This window comes from Bradyrhizobium lablabi, from assembly GCF_001440475.1.
Taxonomy (GTDB): Bacteria; Pseudomonadota; Alphaproteobacteria; order Rhizobiales; family Xanthobacteraceae; genus Bradyrhizobium; species Bradyrhizobium lablabi.
The window spans coordinates 48,213-66,621 of record NZ_LLYB01000109.1 but is presented as its reverse complement, the minus strand read 5'-3'; the positions used below and the strand labels follow the sequence as shown (position 1 = coordinate 66,621).

Here is an 18,409-nt window from a genome sequence, read left to right as displayed (position 1 = left end):
CCGTGGCCGCGCCGAGCATCCATGTCGTCAATCGCGGCGATACGCTGATGAGCATCGCGCGCCGGAACAATGTGCCGGTGACCGAACTCGCCAAGGCCAACAATCTCGATCAGTCCGCCAAGCTCAGCCTTGGCATGAAGCTCACCGTGCCCGGTTCGAAATCCGCGGCCGCGGCTCCGGTAGCGCAGCCCGTCCTCGCGGCAGCGCCCGCCCAGCCGGCTGCACCGGTTGCCGCGCCTGCCACCAAGTTGGCCTCGGTCGGTGGTCCGCCGCAGAGCGCGCGGCTGGCCTCCGCCACCACCAATGTCACGGAAGAAAAGCCCGTCGTCGAGCAGGCTTCCGTCAAGCCCAGCGAAGCCACCGGCGCGCTGCCGACCTTCCGCTGGCCGGTGCGCGGCAAGGTGATCACGAGCTACGGCGCCAAGACCAACGGCAAGTCGAATGACGGCATCAACCTGGCGGTGCCGGAAGGCACGCCGGTGAAGGCCGCGGAAGACGGCGTGGTCGCCTATTCCGGCAACGAGCTGAAGGGCTACGGCAATCTGGTTCTGGTGCGGCACTCCAACGGTTACGTCACCGCATATGCCCATGCGAGTGAACTGCTGGTGAAACGCGGCGACACGATCAAGCGCGGCCAGATCATTGCGAAGTCGGGCCAATCGGGTGAGGTGGGGTCGCCGCAGCTCCACTTCGAGATCCGCAAGGGATCTTCTCCGGTCGACCCGCTTCAATTCCTGAACGGGGCGTAGGACTCGCCCACATCCCAACTGTCGTCGCCCGGCCTTGTGCGCAATTGCGCACTGGGACCGGGCGATCCAGTATTCCAGAGCAGTTGCGATTGAGCCGAGAAGTCGCGGCGTACTGGATCCCGCCTTCGCGGGGATGACGTCTGAGGTGCGGACGCGGACCGCGCCTACTTCCCCGAAAGCCGCACACCCAGCCGTCCCGCCAGTTCCTGCGTGAACTGCCAGGCCACGCGGCCCGAGCGGGAGCCGCGGGTGGTCGACCATTCCAGCGCCTCGCGCTCGAGATCGTCGTCGGCAATCTTGATGCCGAAATGGCCGCAATAGCCGCGGACCATGGCGAGGTATTCGTCCTGGCTGCAGCGGTGAAAGCCGAGCCACAGGCCAAAACGGTCCGACAGCGATACCTTTTCCTCGACCGCTTCGCCCGGGTTGATCGCGGTCGAGCGTTCGTTCTCGATCATCTCGCGCGCCAAAAGATGCCGCCGGTTCGAGGTGGCGTAGAGGATGACGTTGTCGGGCCGACCCTCGATGCCGCCTTCCAGCACCGCCTTGAGCGATTTGTAGGAGGCGTCGTTGCCGTCGAAGGAGAGGTCGTCGCAGAACACGATGAAGCGGAAATCGGAGCTGCGCAGGAGGTCCATCAGGGCGGGCAGGCTCTCGATGTCCTCGCGGTGGATCTCGATCAGCTTGAGCCGGTCGGCCGGCTTGCGGTCGAGATTGATGCTGGCATGCGTGGCCTTCACCAGCGACGACTTGCCCATGCCGCGCGCGCCCCAGAGCAGGGCGTTGTTGGCCGGCAGCCCGTCGGCAAAGCGCTCGGTGTTCTCGATCAGGATGTCCCGCATCCGGTCGATGCCCTTGAGCAGGCCGAGATCGACGCGGCTGACGCGCGGCACCGGCGAGAGCCGTCCGTCCGGATGCCAGACGAAGGCGTCGGCGGAGCCGAACGACTCAGGGCTGGCGGCCGCCGGGGAAGCCGCGGAGAGGTGGCCGGCGATGGCTTCCAGCGCGGTCGCGATCCGCTCGGCGGTGGCACCGTTAAGGCTGCTTGCCGGACGTTTTGTCGCGGTTTTTGCAAGGGCTCGCGAGGCGGCCCTGGGGGCGGCGCGGGGCGCTGTTTTCTTGACTTTTTTCGACATTTCCGGAGTTCCTGACGGCGCAGCCTTAACGGGCCTTGGAAGGTCTCGCAAGCGGCCTAAATGAGGGGGCGGCCAGCGTTGCAATTGGGCCCGCCGCCGCTATAGTCCGCGCAAATTTGCCCGGACCGGCGATTTGCCCAAGGCGCTAAGCCCAGGCATGGCCGGTTCTTTTCCGTCTCACGAGGATTGTTCGAATGCTGATTACCCCTGCGTACGCCCAGGCTGCAGCCGGCGGCGATGCGAACAGCATGCTGATGTCGCTGCTGCCGTTCGCGCTGATCTTCGTGATCATGTACTTCCTGATTCTGCGGCCGCAGCAGAAGAAGATCAAGGATCACCAGGAGCTGGTCAAAAACATCCGCCGCGGCGACACGGTCGTCACCTCGGGCGGCCTGGTCGGCAAGGTGACCAAGGTGGTGGACGACGACCAGATCGAGTTCGAGATTTCCGATGGCGTCCGCGTGCGGCAGATGCGGCAGATGATTTCGGGCGTCCGCGCCAAGGGCGAGCCGGCCAAGGAAAAGAGTGAGACCAAGGACGAGACGTCCGCGAGCTGAGTTTTGCGCGCTGCTCGTAGCAGTGCATTTTCCTGGATGTGACGGGTCTACTCGATGCTGTATTTCTCGCGGTGGAAGGCGCTGGCGATCATTCTGACGGCGCTGATCGTCTGCCTGTTCGCGGTTCCGAACTTCTTTCCCCAGGAGCGGGTGAAGACCTGGCCGGTCTGGGCGCAACGCCACATCGTGCTCGGCCTCGATCTGCAGGGCGGCTCGTACCTGCTGCTCGAACTCGATACCAATTACATCAAGAAGGAAAGACTGGATCAGGTTCGCGACGAAGCCCGCCGCGTGCTGCGCGAAGCCAAGATCGGTTACACTGGTCTTGCTGTGCGCGGCGACGCCGTCGAAGTGCGCGTCAAGGAGAGCGACCTTCAGGCGGCACTCCCCAAGCTGCGTGAGCTATCGCAGCCGCTCGGGGGGCTGCTCGGCTCCAGCGGGCAGCGAAGCCTCGAGGTTTCAGATGGCGGCGGTGGCTTGATCCGCCTCGTGGTGCCGGAAGCGGCGATCACCGAACGCATACGGCAAACGAACGAGCAGTCGATCCAGATCGTTGAACGCCGTATCAACCAATTGGGTACGGTGGAGCCGTTGATACAGCGGCAGGGCACCGACCGTATTCTGGTTCAGGTGCCGGGTCTGCAGGACCCGACCGAGCTGAAGCGCATCCTTGGCCAGACCGCCAAGATGGAATTCCGCATGGTCGATTCGTCGGTCTCGCCGGATCAGGCGCAGGCGGGACGGGTGCCGGCCGATTCGGAAGTCCTGATGAGCGAGCAACCGCCGAAGGTGCCTTACGTCATCAAGCGACAGGTTCTGGTTTCCGGCGGCGACCTGACCGACGCGCAGCCGGGCTTCGACCAGCGCACCAACGAGCCGATCGTGAGCTTCAAGTTCAACAGTTCGGGTTCACGCAAATTCGCCCAGGCGACGTCGGAGAATGTCGGGCAGCCCTTTGCCATTGTCCTCGACAACAAGGTGATCTCCGCGCCCGTGATCCGCGAGCCGATCACCGGCGGGCAGGGGCAGATTTCCGGCAGTTTCACCGTGCAGGCGGCGAATGAACTGGCGCTGCTCTTGCGCGCCGGTGCGCTGCCGGCGCCGCTGAAGGTGATCGAGGAACGCACGGTTGGTCCGGGCCTTGGCCAGGATTCGATCGAGAAAGGCAAACTGGCGGCCTATGTCGGCTCCATCATGGTCATCGTGTTCATGCTGGTGACCTACCGGCTGTTCGGCGTGTTCGCCAACATCGCGGTCGCCATCAACGTCGCGATGATCTTCGGCATCCTTTCGCTGCTCAATGCCACGCTGACGCTGCCCGGCATCGCCGGTGTCGTGCTGACGGTCGGCATCGCGGTCGACTCCAACGTGCTGATCTATGAGCGTATCCGGGAAGAGCTCCGCCACGGCCGCAACGCGATTTCGGCGATCGACGCGGGATTCCGGCGCGCATTGGCGACCATCCTGGACTCCAACATCACCACTTTCATCGCCGCTGCGGTGCTGTTCTACATCGGCACCGGCCCGGTTCGCGGCTTCGCCGTTACGCTCGGCATCGGCATTATCACCACGGTCTTTACAGCGTTTACGCTCACCAGCCTGATCGTTGCCGGCTGGGTACGGTGGAAGCGGCCGAAGACCGTGCCGATCTAGGAACCCCACCGTGACTCAATACGTTCTCATTGCGCTGGGCGTTCTGGTCGTCATCCTGACCATTGTCGCCATCTTCGATCTGCTGCCGCCGCTGCGCATCGTCCCTGACGATACGCATTTCGATTTCACGCGCTTTCGCCGCATCAGCTTTCCGATCTCGGCCGCGCTGTCGATCGTCGCGATCGTGCTGTTCTTCACCCACGGGCTGAATTTCGGCATCGATTTCAGGGGCGGCACGCTCCTCGAAGTGCAGAACAAGGCGGGTCCCGCCGATATCGGCGCGATGCGCGCGCAACTGAGCACGCTCGGACTCGGCGATATCCAGTTGCAGCAGTTCGGTGATCCGAACAACGTTCTGATCCGGGTGGCCGAACAGCCGGGCGGCGACGCCGCCCAGCAGGCGGCCATGCAGAAGGTGCGCGGCGCTCTCGGCGACAGCGTTGATTACCGCCGCGTCGAAGTGGTCGGACCGCGCGTTTCCGGCGAGCTATTGGCCTTCGGCATGGTCGGCCTGATGCTCGCGATCGTCGGCATCCTGATCTATCTCTGGTTCCGGTTCGAGTGGCAGTTTGCGCTCGGCGCCATGATCGCCAACGTCCACGATATCGTGCTGACGATCGGCTTCATGTCGATCTCCCAGGTCGATTTCGACCTCACCAGCATCGCGGCGCTATTGACGATTCTCGGCTACTCCCTGAACGACACGGTCGTCATCTATGACCGTATCCGGGAAATGCTGCGGCGCTACAAGAAGATGCCGATGCCGCAGCTCCTGAACGAGTCCATCAATTCGACATTGTCGCGCTCGATCATCACCCACGTCACGGTGACGCTGGCGTTGCTTGCGCTGCTGCTGTTCGGCGGCCACGCGATCCACAGCTTCACGGCGGTCATGATGTTCGGCGTGGTGCTGGTCGGCACCTACACCTCGATCTTCATTGCCGCACCGATCCTGATCTATCTCGGTGTTGGCGAGCACCGCGACGCGCCGGATACGCCTGCAAAGAAGTAGTTAGATGGCCACATCCTCGGACGCTCCCCATCTTCCGAGGTCGGCGCCGATCGAGGCCTACGGCAAGGGCGGCTTCGCTTTCGCCGACATGTCGCATCGCGGCTCGCTGTTGTGCCTGCCGGATGCGATCTGGGCCTGGCCGGTGACCAGGCCGGCCGAGATCGATGAATATTCGCTCTCGCGCGTGTTCAAGGCCGCCAATTCCATCGACACACTGATCGTCGGCACCGGCACGGAGGTCTGGGTGCCGCCGCGGGGTCTGCGCGAGGCGCTGCGCGCCGTGCGCGTGGTGCTCGATCCGATGCAGACGGGGCCTGCGATCCGCACCTACAACATCATGCTGGGCGAGCGGCGGCGCGTCGCGGCGGCGCTGATCGCGGTGCCATGAGCGAGGCCGCGACGTCGAAGGCATCCGCCGCGTTCTGCGCTGATCTGGTGCGCACGCACGACTTCGTCCGCTATGCGTCGACGCTGTTCCTGCCGGCGGTCCAGCGTCGCGCACTGTTGTCGATCTACGCCTTCAATGTCGAGATCTCGCGCGTGCGCGAGCAGGTCAGCCAGCCATTGCCTGGCGAAATTCGGATGCAGTGGTGGACCGACATGCTGCAAGGCGCCGGCCATGGCGGCGTCGAAGGCAATCCGGTCGCTGCCGAACTCCGGCATGCGATCGACGAATTCCGCCTGCCGATCGAGCCGCTGTTGCGGCTGATCGAGGAGCATCAGTTCGACCTCTACAACGATCCCATGCCGTCGATGGCGGCGCTGGAAGGGTATGCCACCGATACCGCCTCGGCGCTGTTCTCGCTGGCTGCGCAGATCGTGGCACAGCCCTCGGCCGCGATCGACCATCTCGCGCGCCATGGCGGGCTGGCGCAGGGAATCGCGCAGGTGCTCACCGCGCTGCCGCACGATGCCGCACGGCGCCAGCTCTTCGTGCCGCTGCAATTGCTGCAGCAGCACGGCAGCGGGATGGAGCAGGTATTTGCGGGCAAGCAAACGCCGCAGGCGCGGGCTGCGATCGACCAGTTGATCGGAGAGGCGCGAAAACATCTCCGCACGGCTTTTGAGTTGCTCGCGCATGTGCCACCGCAGGTACGCCCGGTGTTCTTGCCGCTGACGCTCACCCACCGCGATCTGAAGCGCATGTCGCGGGCCGATGCCGATCCTTTCCTGCCGCAAGCGACGTCGCGACTGCGGATCCTGTGGACGCTATGGCGGGCTTCGCGTTCGCGGGAGTTTGGCGGGTAGGCGGCTGCACAAATTTACGCAGTCATGCGCCGCGAAGGCGGGGTATCCAGTACGCTGCGGCCTCTCGTTTGAACGCGAACGTCTCTGGAATACTGGATCACCCGCTTTCCCGGGTGACGACATCCGAGTTAGCGCGACGGCGAATTCAATTCGCTGCTCTCGAAATTGAACCGGTCCCGCAAATTCTTCCGGCTTTCCAGAATATCCTTCAGGAATGCGCGATCGACCTCGTTGTTGATCAGCGGTTCGATCAGGTCGACCTGGTTCATGGCGACGAGCTGCAGGATCTCCGTGCGCGGCTTGCCGGCGGCGTCGCGCGGCAGGGCGTGGACGACCTGAATATGCTCCGGCGGCTTGACGCCCTTGGCGGCGGAAAGCTCGCTGCGCAACTGCTTTTCCAGCTCGACCTTGTCGGCCTCGACAAAGGCATACAGCCCGACGCCGCTGCGCCGGTCGGCGAACGCGACAATCGCCGTGTCGCGGACGCCGGGGTTCTTCCTGATCAGCTCGATCAAAACAGGTGCGTCGTTGACCAGCCGTCGGCCGCCGCCTTCGCGATCGGTGAAGTTGAACAGGCCGCGGGTAATGGCCTGATAGACCTTCTTGCCGGTCTTGAGCCAGAGGCTGGCGACAAAGGATTTGCGCGCCAGAATCTTGCGCTCCATCGGCGTCAGCGCCGACGGCGCATAGCTGCGCTTGTGCTTCAGGAGGTGCCGCAGGTCCTCATAGGCCGCGATCCGGAACAGCCGGCTGCGGGTCGAAAAGCAGGCGGCGAGTTGAAAATCGGTGAGGTAAGCCCGGCCGTCGCGGCCCACCAGCCAATTCTGCTCCTTGGCGAGATCGTTGTGGCAAATGCCGGCGCGGTGCAGCTTGCGAAGCGCTGATTTGGCCGAGCGGAAATAGGCGATGTCGCCATGCGGCTTGGCGAGGTGCAGCGCGACGCCGTCGATGAAGCCGCGCACCAGTGCCTTCCGTCCCGCCCAGAGCAGCTTTGGGCCGACGTCGAGATCACGCGCCAGCGCCAGCGCGCGGCGCTCGCGGGCGAACAGATGCCGGGCGAGGGGATAGGACCATAGCGGCACCTGATCGAGCCGGCGCAGCACGGCATCGACCTCGCCGGCCTCGTCGCGAAAACGGCCGCGTTCGACGGTTGAGAAAACGTCGCGCTTCAACAGTACGCCTTCGGTCCATCGCGCCGACAGCGTGGCGGCGTCGTCTTTCGGCAGAGCCATGGGATTACGCCGCCGCCGCTACGCGCAGATGATCGGCTATCCAGCGATCGAGATCGCCAAGCGCCCGCGCGCTGAGAGCCTGCTTCTTGGCGACCGTCTTCTCGCTGCCGCGCAGCCGCGTGCCGTCCGCCTTCTTGGTCGGCAGGCTGGCAAGCGGCGGGAATAGGCCGAAATTGATGTTCATGGGCTGGAACGAGCGCGTGCCCGCCTCGATGGTCTCGATATGACCCCCTGTGATGTGTCCAAGCAGCGAGCCCAGCGCCGTGGTCGGCGGCGGCGGTTCAAGCGATTGCGCCTGCGCATTGGCCGCAGCGTAGAGGCCTGCGATCAATCCGATGCTGGCGGATTCCACATAGCCCTCGCAGCCCGTCATCTGCCCGGCAAAGCGCAGCCGTGGCTGCGCACGCAGCCGCAATTGGCCATCCAGCAGTTTCGGCGAGTTGAGGAAGGTGTTGCGATGCAGGCCGCCGAGCCGGGCGAATTCGGCGTTCTCGAGGCCTGGAATGGTGCGGAACACCCGCTGCTGCGCGCCGTAGTTCAGCTTGGTCTGGAAGCCGACGATGTTGTAGAGCGTGCCGAGCTTGTTGTCCTGGCGAAGCTGGACGATGGCATAGGGCTTGACCGTCGGATTGTGCGGATTGGTCAGCCCGACCGGCTTCATCGGCCCGTGCCGCAGAGTCTCGTGGCCGCGCTCGGCCATCACCTCGACGGGGAGGCAGCCGTCGAAATACGGCGTGTTGGTCTCCCAGTCCTTGAAGTCGACTTTCTCGCCGGCCAGCAATGCCGCGACAAAGCCGTCATACTGCTCCTTCGTCATCGGGCAGTTGATGTAATCGGCGCCGGTGCCGCCGGGTCCGACCTTGTCGTAGCGCGACTGAAACCACGCCACCGACATGTCGATGGAATCCTTGTGCACGATCGGCGCAATCGCGTCGAAGAACGCCAGCGCGTTTTCGTCCGTCAGCTCGCGAATGGCATCGGCTAGCGGCGCCGAGGTGAGGGGGCCGGTCGCGACGATCACGTTGCGCCATTCGGCCGGCGGCAGGCCGCCGATTTCGGAGCGGTCGATCTCGATCAGCGGGTGGTCGTGGAGGGCCTTGGTGACTTCAGCGGAAAAGCCGTCGCGGTCGACCGCCAGCGCGCCGCCCGCAGGCACCTGATTGGCGTCGGCGGAGCGCATGATCAGCGAGCCCAGCCGGCGCATTTCGGCGTGTAGCAGGCCGACGGCGTTATTGGCGGCATCGTCCGAGCGGAACGAGTTGGAGCAGACCAGTTCGGCCAGGCCTTCCGTGCGGTGCGCCTCGGTCATCCGCAGCGGTCGCATCTCGTGCAGGACGACGCGAACGCCGGCATTGGCGACCTGCCAGGCGGCTTCCGAGCCGGCGAGGCCGCCGCCAATGACATGGACGGTGTCAGTTTGGGAGGTAGAGGAAATCATGCGCGCAGGGTTAGCGCGTTTTCACGGCTAGTGCAGCACCAGAAACGACAACGCCCGCAACGAGGGCGGGCGTTATCCGTTCATCAGGCGGCTGAACAGGGATCAGCCGTTGTAGGTCCCGGCGGCAACGCGCGGAATGTCCGAACGATCGAGGCCGATATCGGCCAGTTCGCGATCGCTGAGCTGGGACAGTTCGCTGACATTGCGCTGATAATCCCGGAAAGCCTGGATCATGCGGATGAGCGAGAGCAACATGGTAGTCTCCTTGCAGTTACGATTCAGCCCTTGGAGGACGGCTTCATCGTTGAAATGAATATAGCTTAGATTTTGCAGTGCAGAAGTTCCAATGTTGCGGTGCAGCTAATCTTCAGACGCATAACTGAGGTAAGGTCCGCTTAACCTTTCGGCATGGCTCCCCGGCTCGGTGCCAGAGGGGTGCGAGGCCGGCCTCCAAAGATACAAGTAATGCCGTAAATTTGCGGGTTTCTCGTTAGCGACGAATAACCCTCGTTTCCTGCCGAACTGTTAGCCAACACGGCCGCAAGGGCGTCGCGAGCGGACAATTATGCCGGAAAACTCCTGATTTTTAGAACTTTCTTATGCGTGAATCGCATGCGGTCTAATGATAATAAATGAATATATATTCATTATTACAATGATGCTTGGGAACGGCATCCCCGACCAACCGATCTGCTTGGTCGGGCGTCCGTGTCCAACATGGTCCGCGCCAGGCGGCCCGCAGGTGCCGGCCTCCTGGTGCTGAGGCCTTCACGCGCGCAAGGTGCTGCTCATTCGCGGATCTCTTGTCGTGTGCGAAGCGAGCCTGCGCTTGATCGTGCCGGGCGTAACATGACTGAAGATGATCGCCGTAAGCCGCGCGTCGCTCTTCGTTACCGGCCTGTAATGAAAAAGCACGATTTCGCATAAGTCCGTTGCGCGCTGCGCTCACGACCTCGCGCGAAGTTCATTCCGAAGTTTTCCGGCTTCGGCGAACAATTGCTGTTGCGGGCAGCAATGACGCCGCCTGTCCAAAAAACAAAAAGGGGAATTTCGATGCTCAACAAGTTGCTCGCGGCTACTGCGGTAGCAGCCATGGCATATGCCGTCTCTCCCGCCGACGCCGCGCGAGTCAAAGCGAGCTGCAGCGGCGATAATTTGAGCAAGACCGAAACGATGATCGAGAACATGGCGGACGGCGAGGGGAAGATCGCCGCCCAGAAGGAAATAGCGGCTGCGCAGGATGCCATGCTGAGCGGCAAGGCTGGCGCCTGTGCGGCGCATCTGAGCAAAGCGATGCAAGCGAGCGCGGCGAAGTAGAGCGTGGCAAAGGGCCGGTCATTGCGGCCGGCCCTTTGAGTATTGCTAGGGGGCTCGCGAAAGCTGCGTCGCGAAAGCAGCAATGGTCTTGGCGTAGACCTCGCTCTTGTTCCACTCCTTGATCGCAGCGAAGTTGGCGCTGCCGGGCTCCCAGTCCTTGCCGCGCTGCCAGCCATGGTTGGCGAGGAAGTTGGCGGTGGAAGCCAGCACGTCGGGCGGGCTGCGCATGAGATCGCGGCGGCCGTTGCCGTCGAAATCGACCGCGAATTTGATGTAGGAGGAGGGCATGAACTGGGTCTGGCCGATTTCGCCGGCCCACGCGCCGCGCAGATCCTGCGGCGCGATATCGCCGCGCTCGACAATGCGCAGCGCGTCCATCAACTCGGCCTTGAACAACTCGGTGCGCCGGCAATCATAGGCCAGCGTCGCCAGTGCGCGCAGCGTCGGGAATTTTCCGATGTTGACGCCGAAATCGGTTTCCAGGCCCCAGATCGCCACCAGCACTTCGCCTGATACACCATAGGTCTGTTCGATACGCCCGAGCACCGAGCCGTATTGCTTGAGCATGTTGGAGCCGCGGGTGAGCCGGGGCGGAACCATGCGGCCGGAGAATTCCTCAAAGCTCTGGGTGAAGACCTTCTGCGACTGGTCGCGGGCCAGCACGCTCTTGTCGAGCGTGACGCCGGAAAGACCCGCCTGAATGGCGGACGCCGATATTCCCTTGGCGGCCGCTTCCTTCTTGAAGTCCTCCAGCCAGGTTTCGAACGAGCCCGTGCCGCAGGGGGCGGCAAGTGCCGGCGCTGCAGAACTCAGTAACAGGGCGCCCAGGGTGAGAGCGCGCAGAGACAGGCGAGAGGTCATCGTGCCGTTCGCTCCACGATCGATGCGTCATCGAGTTAGTGTCAACGTCACGCCGAATGTTCGAAGCAAGATCGGCCAAAACAAGGCTTAAGCCGTTGCCCTGGATGCTATTCCTTTGAACATGCTCAATTCATCGTTAGTGCGCAGTGAACAGCCAAACCGCCGGTTCGCATTCGACCGGCGGCTTGATCAATCGGGTTCCCTGCCGCCTAGGCATCGTCCTTGCGCCGCCAAGGGAACAAATTGGCCGGGAAATCGGCGGCCGGCTTCCGTTCGCGGTGCGCGCGGGGCGGAAGCGGCTGTGGATTGAGTTCCGGCTCGATCGTCTCTCGATAAAGATGCCAGGTGGCGTGACCGAGCAGGGGGATGACGACGGCCAGGCCGAGGAAGAACGGCAACGTTCCCAAAACCAGCAACACCGCGACGATCAATCCCCATGCCGCCATTGGCGCTGGATTGCGCGCCACTGCGCGCAGCGAGGTCACCATCGCATCGCCGGCGCCGGCGTGACGGTCTAGCATCAGCGGGAAGGAGACCACGCTGATGCAAAGCGCGACGAGCGCAAACAGGAAGCCGACGCCGCAGCCGACCACGATCAGCCACCAGCCTTGTGATGTGCTCAACACGCGCGTGACGAAATCGGAAAATCCGGTCGCGCCTGCATAGCCGAACGCGGCGATGTAGATCGCCTGCGCGGTGGCCACCCAGGTCACGAACAGGGCCAGCAACAGGACGCCGAGCCCGAGCATCGCGCCGAATGACGGCGCGCGCACGACTTCGAGCGCATCCCAGGCGGTTGCCTGTTCGCCGTGTTCGCGACGGCGGCTCATCTCATAAAGGCCGAGTGCCGCAAACGGGCCGATCAGGGCAAAGCCGGCGGCGAGCGGAAACAGCAATGGCAGCACGGAATAGCCGAGCACGGCGCGCGCCAGCATCAGTCCGAGCACGGGATAGATGACACACAGAATGATAGCGTGAGTTGGTACTGCCTTGAAATCTTCCCAGCCGCGCTGCAAGGCGCGATGGAGATCTGACAGGCCGATGGTTCGGATGACTGGCGCGGCGGCGTTATCGGTTACGCCCTGCGCCATAGATGTGACATTGCCGTGAAGGGTCGCCATGGTCGCTGTCTCCCTGCCGGCTGCATGGTGCGCCTGTCGAAAGACGCAGATGCGCCGTTTCATGAAACGATCACGATCAGGCCAGACGCGAAGACAGAGGGATGGAACTGGCCTGTCGCGAACCGAGTCGTCAGCGTACTCTCAAACAGCGACAAAGGCACTCACGCTTAGGTGAATGTTTCATTGGCAAGCATCTTCAGGCTGGCTAGACTTGTCAGTGATACCGGCGTGGCGCTGCCGGTCGAAACCTCGGCAGCGACAGAGCCTATCCTCAAGTCATTGGGAGTGAACGATGAGCATTTTCGGAAAAATCATGGGCGCGATCTTCGGCACCAAGGCGGACGCCGCGCCGGCGGGCGGCGGCGGCGCGGCCGCAGGGACCGGATCGTCATCGTCCGGTGGGGCTGCCGCTGCACCGGCTGCTGCGCCAGCCGCGACTGTCGATGTCGCGCCCATCCTGGACAAGGCGGTCGCCGCCAAGGGAGAGAAGCTGGCGTGGCGCACCTCGATCGTCGACCTGATGAAAGCGCTTGATATCGATTCCAGCTTCGCCGCGCGCAAGGAACTCGCCAAAGAGCTCGGCTACACCGGCGACAGCAATGATTCCGCCAGCATGAATATCTGGCTGCACAAGCAGGTCATGGCCAAGCTGGCCGCCAATGGCGGCAAGCTGCCGCCTGATATCAAGCACTGAGCTTCGTTCAGATCTATCCGAAAGGCCCGCGGTGACGCGGGCCTTTTTGTTTCGCGATGGCGGCACCATCGTCAAAAGCCGTGCGTTCCTGCTTTGCAATGCACAACGCAAAACATGTCCACTTCGGCTCGAAAAGGCGGTAGATACGCGTCCGGCAACAAGAGCAAAATACAAAATACAAGGAGACGCCAATGAGCAATGTCGATCGCAGGACCATTTTGGCAACGGGCGCGCTGGCGCTGGCGGGCACCGCGGTGCAGAACGGCGCGGCCGATGCGCAGGCTGGCCCGAAATCGATTTTCCCGGTCGGTACGACGACCATCCCGATCGTGGGCGAGACCGACGTGTTTCCGGTGCGGCGGATCTATTGCATCGGCCGCAACTATGCGGCGCATGCACGCGAAATGGGCTCTGACCCCAATCGCGAGCCGCCGTTCTTTTTCCAGAAACCGACCGATGCGATCCAGAATGTCGCCATAGGTACGGTCGGCGATCATCCCTATCCCACCCTGACCAAGAACTATCATTACGAGGTCGAACTGGTGGCGGCGCTGAAATCCGGTGGCACCAGCATTTCACCGGAGCAGGCGCTCGACCATGTCTACGGCTATGCGCTCGGCCTCGATATGACGCGGCGCGATCTGCAGCGGGCGATGGGTGACGAGAAGAAGCCATGGGAAATCGGCAAGAGCTTTGATCGCTCCGCCGTGCTCGGGCCCATTCATCCCGCAGCCAAGACCGGCCACTTCACCAAGGGCGCGATCTCGCTGGCGGTAAACGGCACGGTCAAGCAGAACTCCAACCTGCAGAACATGATCTGGAGCGTGGCCGAGCAGATCTCCAAGCTCTCGGAAGCTTTTGAGCTCAAGGCCGGCGACATCATCTATTCCGGCACGCCGGAGAATGTCGGTCCGGTGGTGAAGGGCGACGTGATCCTGTGCAAGCTCGAGGGCCTGCCGGATATGTCGATCCGGATCACGTGAGGCTTGTTGTTNCGGATGGAGCCAACGGGTCGCGCGAATGCGCGCCCGATGACAGGCTCCGCGAAATCCGGGGTGGCTTGCGGTGGATGGACTTATCCCGGATTGCGCTTCGCTCCATCCGGGCTACGACAACATCACGCCATCAGATCGGCAAACTCCGGATTTCTGCGCAGGTAATCCACGACGAAACCGCAGCCGGCGATGACCTTGCGTCCGTCGGCGCGGATCAATTCGAGCGCGCCCTTGATCAGTTCGGAAGCGATGCCGCGGCCGCGCAGTGCGCGGGGCGTCTCGGTGTGGGTGATGATGACCGCCGCGGGCGTGACGCGATAATTCGCAAACGCCACGGCGCCCTCGACGTCGAGTTCGAAGCGGTTTTGAGCCTTGTTGTCGCGGACAGCGGCCATGCAGTGATTCCCGGATAATTCACCCGTTCATGTAGCGGCATGAACCTGCCGATGCAAACCGGCGACGAAGTGGGAGCTGCCTCGCCCGGGATTGGCTGATATGCGCATTCTGACCTGCCTGACCGCATCGTTACTGGGCGTCGCCGTGACGCTCGCGCAACCACCTGCCGCTTCCGCAGAAGATGACCAGACATGGCAGGCCTGCGTCAGCACCACCACGACGCCTGCCGACAAAGTGGCCGCGTGCGGCGCCGTCATCGATGCCAAGCGCGAGACGGGCAAGAGGTTGGCTGCCGCCTATTGTTTCCGCGGCCATGGGCTGACCGAGAAGCGGCAGCTCGACGCCGCACTCGCCGACCTCGATGAATCGATCCGGCTCGATCCGACCTCAGCCTGTGCACTCACCAACCGCGGCCGCGTCTACGCCTTCAAGCGCGATCTCGACCGCGCGATGGCCGATTACGACGAAGCGCTCCGCATCGATCCCGCGTTCGCGCTGGCCTACAACAACCGCGGCGATGCCTGGTTCAACAGGGGCGACCTCGATCGCGCGATCGCCGATTTCAGCGCCGCCCTCAAGCACAATCCCGCGCTTGCAACAGCCTATGGCAATCGCGGCTATGCCTATCACCGCAAGCGCGACATGGCCCGCGCGCTCGCCGACTACACCATGGAGATCAGACTCAGACCCAACGTGCTGGCCTATATCAACCGTGGCAATGTCCATCGCGACAGCGAGCAACTCGACCGTGCCAAGGCCGATTACGGCGAGGCCATCAAGATGGCGCCGACGGATGCGCGCGGCTGGCGCAATCGCGGCATGATCAGGCTGTTCCAGGATGACATCAAGGGCGGGCTGGCCGACTATGACAAGGCGCTGCAATACGATCCCGCCGACGCCTATTCCTGGAACAACCGCGGCCAGGCCAGGATGCGGCTCGGCGACAAGGCCGGCGCAATTGCCGATTTCCGCAAGGCGCTCGAGATCAGCCCGGGCCTGCGTACCGCCAGCGAAAGCCTGCAGCGGCTGGGTGCGGCGCAATAGCGCGGGCCCGCTGTTCCCATCCGCCAAGATCTCTGCAGACGGACCTTGCAGCGGTGGGCAGCGTTCCTAGGTCTTTAGGATGACATACGCCGCCGAAGCGGCTGGATCTGGTTCGGGATCGAAAATGCTATGATCGCGGCCGCCGACGTATGCCTCTTTTTTCAAGGGGAGGTCTACAATGTCGGGCTTTCGTTTCTTCAGTAAACACCGCACATGGGAAGACTGGCTCGGCATGCTGCTTGGCGTGCTGATCGTGGTCTCGCCGTGGTTTCCGTTCTCCAACCATGACGTGATGGATGCAGAACGCAGCACGATGATCCTCAATACATTTGTGGTCGGCATGCTGATCTTCGGACTGGCCCAGCTCGAATATGTCGCGCTGCAGCGCTGGGAGGAGGTGGGTGAGATTGCGCTAGGCCTCTGGCTGATCGCCTCGCCCTTTATCTTTGGCTATTCCGGCGACGAGACGCTCCGGATCTGGCACGCCGCGCTCGGCGGAGTCGTCGTCCTGCTCGGTGCGCTCCAGCTCTGGCAGGACTGGCGCTTGAGTGACCAGGAACTGGCCAACCATCCGCAGTAATTCCGGGCAGGTACTGCCGGCCTCACGCGTGGCCGGCAGGCGCTCGATTTCAATCCTAATATTTGAATGAGTCGAGGAGCATTGCGCGAACCGACCACGGAGTGCCATCGACGGCGCCCTTGATGTCGTCGATTTTCCACTGGCCCGCCTCGCGGACGAAATCGTAGCGGATGGTCTTGTCGGCCGGGTTGGCGCGCGCATCCTGCTGATGCGCCTCGATCGTGACGGCGATGGTCGCCTTGTCGCCTTCCTGCTTCTCGGCAGTCACCTTGAACGATTTCACGTCCGGATCCTGTGAATTGGTGACGGGATCGAAGCCGACCGGTCCGCCGTCGCCCTTTTTGGTGCGGGCATCCGCCTTGGCCCACAGCGCGATCAGCGATTTCGACAGATATTTTGCTTTCGCCGCCTTGTTCTCGATGACGAACGTGCCACCGCCATCGCCCTTGCCCTTGGTGACGCGGGCATAGACCGCGGTGAGAATACCGGCGGGATCGTCGGCGGCACGCGCGTGATGCGGCAGGGTGCCGACCAGCACGAGGGCTGCGCCTGATACGATCAGGTTTCGACGGGTAATCATTTGGTTCCTCAAATCGTTGGGTCGGGTTATGGACGGGAGAGCCTGGCTGGACCATGGTGAGCATGACGGCGGCAGATCATTAGTCGCCCGGCTTCTGTTATTGTTCGAATGAGGTGTTCGATGTCCGTGTTGCAAGGCGACTGGCTTGTCTGGATGGTCCTCCGATGACCGGGACCACAGCCGACCCGCGCGGCGGGCTGGCGCGGATGTCGCGCCGCGTGATGAATCTTTCGCATCTGCTGACCCAGAATGCCCACCGCCATGGCGACCGGACGGGCTTCATCTGGGGCGACAAATCCTGGACCTGGCGCGAGATCGATTCCGCCGTATCGGCGCTGGCGGCGGGGCTTGCCGCACGCGGGGTCGTCAAGGGCGACCGTATCCTGGTCCATTCCAAGAATTGCGACGAGATGTTCTGGTCGATGTTCGCGGCCTTTCGCCTCGGCGCGGTCTGGGTGCCCACGAATTTCCGCCTGATGCCGGACGAGGTCGCCTATCTCGCCAGCGCCTCCGGCGCCAAGGCGTTTTTGTGCCATGGCGATTTTCCCGAGCACGCCACGGCGGTTGCCAATCCAGCGCTCGAATTCATCTGGCGGATCGGCGAGGGAACGCTCGGCGAACGCGCGGTGAGCGACGTGATCGCGGCGCAGGCCGGCGCGAGGATCGAGAACGCGGCGGTCGATTACGACGATCCCTGCTGGTTCTTCTTCACCTCGGGCACGACAGGACGCTCCAAGGCAGCCGTGCTCACCCACGGCCAGATGGCCTTTGTGGTGACCAATCATCTCGCCGACCTGATGCCGGGCACGACGGAGACGGATGCCTCGCTGGTGGTCGCGCCGTTGTCGCACGGCGCCGGCGTGCACCAGCTCGTGCAGGCCGCGCGCGGGGTGCCGACCATCCTGCTGCCTTCGGAAAAGTTCGACATTGCCGAGGCGTTCCGGCTGATCGAGGCGCATCGCGTTAGCAACATTTTTACCGTGCCGACCATCTTGAAGATGATGGTCGAGCATCCCGCGGTCGACAAGTTCGATCACTCGTCGCTGCGCTTTGTGATCTATGCGGGCGCTCCGATGTATCGCGAGGACCAGAAGGCCGCGCTGAACAAGCTCGGCAAGGTGTTGGTGCAATATTTCGGGCTCGGCGAGGTCACCGGCAACATCACTGTCATGCCGGCCAATCTGCATGACGTCGAGGACGGCCCGCAGGCCCGCATCGGCACCTGCGGTTTCGAACGCACGGGCATGCAGGTCTCGATCCAGGGCGACGACGGGCGCGAGCTCAAAGCGTTCGAGACCGGCGAGATCTGCGTGATCGGGCCCGCGGTGTTCGCCGGCTATTACGATAACCCCGAAGCCAACGCGAAGGCGTTTCGCGACGGCTGGTTTCGGACCGGCGATCTCGGTCACATGGACGAGGAGGGCTTTCTCTACATCACCGGCCGCGCCTCGGACATGTACATCTCCGGCGGCTCCAACATCTATCCGCGCGAGGTCGAGGAGAAGATTCTCACCCATCCCGCGATCGGCGAGGTCGCCGTGCTCGGCGTGCCCGATCCGTTCTGGGGGGAGGTCGGCGTCGCCGTCTGTGTCGCACGCGAGGGCGCTGCCGCCGTGAGCGAGGCGGAACTCGCCGCGTTCCTGGCGCCGAAGGTGCCGCGCTACAAGATGCCAAAGCGCTTCTTCTTCTGGGAGGCGCTGCCGAAATCCGGCTATGGCAAGATTCCGAAGCGGCTGGTCCGCGATGAACTGGAGGCGCGAGGGCTGCTTGAACTCATTTCCAAGACCGGCAGCTGA

At 63.2% G+C, this 18,409-nt stretch carries 20 protein-coding genes; 12 read left to right on the top strand and 8 right to left on the bottom strand.

The window, feature by feature from the left end; genetic code table 11:
- On the top strand, positions 1-749 hold a 749-nt coding region (locus CQ14_RS47075), incomplete at its 5' end, for a LysM peptidoglycan-binding domain-containing M23 family metallopeptidase (RefSeq protein ID WP_245320663.1).
- Positions 750-913: 164 nt separating this feature from the next.
- Here CQ14_RS47075 and CQ14_RS31640 read toward each other — a convergent pair.
- Entirely contained in the window at positions 914-1,885 is a 972-nt protein-coding gene (locus CQ14_RS31640; protein WP_057861720.1) for an ATP-binding protein, read from the bottom strand.
- 194 nt (positions 1,886-2,079) lie between these two features.
- Between CQ14_RS31640 and yajC the strand changes: the two genes are divergently transcribed.
- Genes yajC through CQ14_RS31615 form a run of 5 tightly spaced genes read left to right on the top strand, consistent with a single transcriptional unit; the run spans position 2,080 to position 6,355 of the window.
- Positions 2,080-2,442 (top strand): preprotein translocase subunit YajC, encoded by a 363-nt coding sequence (gene yajC, locus CQ14_RS31635; RefSeq protein ID WP_057861719.1) that lies wholly within the window; start codon positions 2,080-2,082, stop codon positions 2,440-2,442.
- Positions 2,443-2,496: 54 nt separating this feature from the next.
- Positions 2,497-4,095 carry a protein translocase subunit SecD gene (secD, locus tag CQ14_RS31630; RefSeq protein WP_057861718.1) on the top strand — a complete coding sequence of 533 codons (1,599 nt, stop codon included), beginning with the start codon at positions 2,497-2,499 and terminating at the stop codon, positions 4,093-4,095.
- 10 nt (positions 4,096-4,105) lie between these two features.
- Complete coding sequence (gene secF / locus CQ14_RS31625; protein WP_057861717.1) at positions 4,106-5,107, top strand: protein translocase subunit SecF; 1,002 nt, start codon at positions 4,106-4,108, stop codon at positions 5,105-5,107.
- Between the two features lie 4 nt (positions 5,108-5,111).
- Complete coding sequence (locus CQ14_RS31620; protein ID WP_057861716.1) at positions 5,112-5,495, top strand: Mth938-like domain-containing protein; 384 nt, start codon at positions 5,112-5,114, stop codon at positions 5,493-5,495.
- Positions 5,492-6,355: a phytoene/squalene synthase family protein gene (locus tag CQ14_RS31615; RefSeq protein WP_057861715.1), complete on the top strand. Its 864-nt coding sequence runs from the start codon at positions 5,492-5,494 to the stop codon at positions 6,353-6,355. The genes CQ14_RS31620 and CQ14_RS31615 overlap by 4 nt, the downstream gene beginning before the upstream one ends.
- A 128-nt stretch (positions 6,356-6,483) precedes the next feature.
- Here CQ14_RS31615 and CQ14_RS31610 read toward each other — a convergent pair whose 3' ends face one another.
- From CQ14_RS31610 to CQ14_RS42745, 3 genes are all read right to left on the bottom strand, one after another.
- The gene (locus tag CQ14_RS31610; RefSeq protein ID WP_057861714.1) at positions 6,484-7,587 is read right to left on the bottom strand and encodes a serine/threonine protein kinase; all 1,104 of its coding nucleotides are present in this window, start codon (positions 7,585-7,587) and stop codon (positions 6,484-6,486) included.
- Between the two features lie 4 nt (positions 7,588-7,591).
- Complete coding sequence (gene trmFO / locus CQ14_RS31605; protein ID WP_057861713.1) at positions 7,592-9,025, bottom strand: methylenetetrahydrofolate--tRNA-(uracil(54)-C(5))-methyltransferase (FADH(2)-oxidizing) TrmFO; 1,434 nt, start codon at positions 9,023-9,025, stop codon at positions 7,592-7,594.
- A 102-nt stretch (positions 9,026-9,127) separates the two neighbouring features.
- Positions 9,128-9,280 (bottom strand): DUF1127 domain-containing protein, encoded by a 153-nt coding sequence (locus tag CQ14_RS42745; protein ID WP_016846063.1) that lies wholly within the window; start codon positions 9,278-9,280, stop codon positions 9,128-9,130.
- A 798-nt stretch (positions 9,281-10,078) separates the two neighbouring features.
- On the opposite strand from CQ14_RS42745, the gene CQ14_RS31600 reads away from it, so the two are divergent.
- Positions 10,079-10,342: a hypothetical protein gene (locus tag CQ14_RS31600; protein WP_082650122.1), complete on the top strand. Its 264-nt coding sequence runs from the start codon at positions 10,079-10,081 to the stop codon at positions 10,340-10,342.
- Between the two features lie 45 nt (positions 10,343-10,387).
- On the opposite strand, the gene CQ14_RS31595 is transcribed toward CQ14_RS31600, so the two are convergent.
- Together CQ14_RS31595 and CQ14_RS31590 are read right to left on the bottom strand one after the other, a co-directional pair.
- Positions 10,388-11,203: a lytic murein transglycosylase gene (locus tag CQ14_RS31595; RefSeq protein ID WP_057861711.1), complete on the bottom strand. Its 816-nt coding sequence runs from the start codon at positions 11,201-11,203 to the stop codon at positions 10,388-10,390.
- Positions 11,204-11,412: 209 nt separating this feature from the next.
- Entirely contained in the window at positions 11,413-12,324 is a 912-nt protein-coding gene (locus CQ14_RS31590) for a DUF2189 domain-containing protein (RefSeq protein WP_057861774.1), read from the bottom strand.
- Positions 12,325-12,616: 292 nt separating this feature from the next.
- Between CQ14_RS31590 and CQ14_RS31585 the strand changes: the two genes are divergently transcribed.
- Together CQ14_RS31585 and CQ14_RS31580 are read left to right on the top strand one after the other, a co-directional pair.
- On the top strand, positions 12,617-13,018 hold the full coding sequence (locus CQ14_RS31585; protein ID WP_057861710.1) for a DUF3597 domain-containing protein: 402 nt from the start codon (positions 12,617-12,619) through the stop codon (positions 13,016-13,018).
- Between the two features lie 191 nt (positions 13,019-13,209).
- Entirely contained in the window at positions 13,210-14,001 is a 792-nt protein-coding gene (locus CQ14_RS31580; protein ID WP_057861709.1) for a fumarylacetoacetate hydrolase family protein, read from the top strand.
- Positions 14,002-14,135: 134 nt separating this feature from the next.
- Here the strand turns inward: CQ14_RS31580 and CQ14_RS31575 are convergent, their stop codons facing one another.
- Positions 14,136-14,408 (bottom strand): GNAT family N-acetyltransferase, encoded by a 273-nt coding sequence (locus tag CQ14_RS31575; protein ID WP_057861708.1) that lies wholly within the window; start codon positions 14,406-14,408, stop codon positions 14,136-14,138.
- Between the two features lie 100 nt (positions 14,409-14,508).
- Between CQ14_RS31575 and CQ14_RS31570 the strand changes: the two genes are divergently transcribed.
- Positions 14,509-15,453, top strand: coding sequence for a tetratricopeptide repeat protein (locus tag CQ14_RS31570; RefSeq protein ID WP_057861707.1), 945 nt, complete (start codon positions 14,509-14,511; stop codon positions 15,451-15,453).
- A gap of 178 nt (positions 15,454-15,631) precedes the next feature.
- Positions 15,632-16,033 carry an SPW repeat protein gene (locus CQ14_RS31565; RefSeq protein WP_057861706.1) on the top strand — a complete coding sequence of 134 codons (402 nt, stop codon included), beginning with the start codon at positions 15,632-15,634 and terminating at the stop codon, positions 16,031-16,033.
- A gap of 55 nt (positions 16,034-16,088) precedes the next feature.
- Here CQ14_RS31565 and CQ14_RS31560 read toward each other — a convergent pair whose 3' ends face one another.
- Complete coding sequence (locus CQ14_RS31560; protein WP_057861705.1) at positions 16,089-16,613, bottom strand: DUF3828 domain-containing protein; 525 nt, start codon at positions 16,611-16,613, stop codon at positions 16,089-16,091.
- A 164-nt stretch (positions 16,614-16,777) separates the two neighbouring features.
- Between CQ14_RS31560 and CQ14_RS31555 the strand changes: the two genes are divergently transcribed.
- A complete protein-coding gene (locus CQ14_RS31555) occupies positions 16,778-18,409 on the top strand; it encodes an acyl-CoA synthetase (protein ID WP_057861704.1) in 1,632 nt (543 codons plus the stop codon).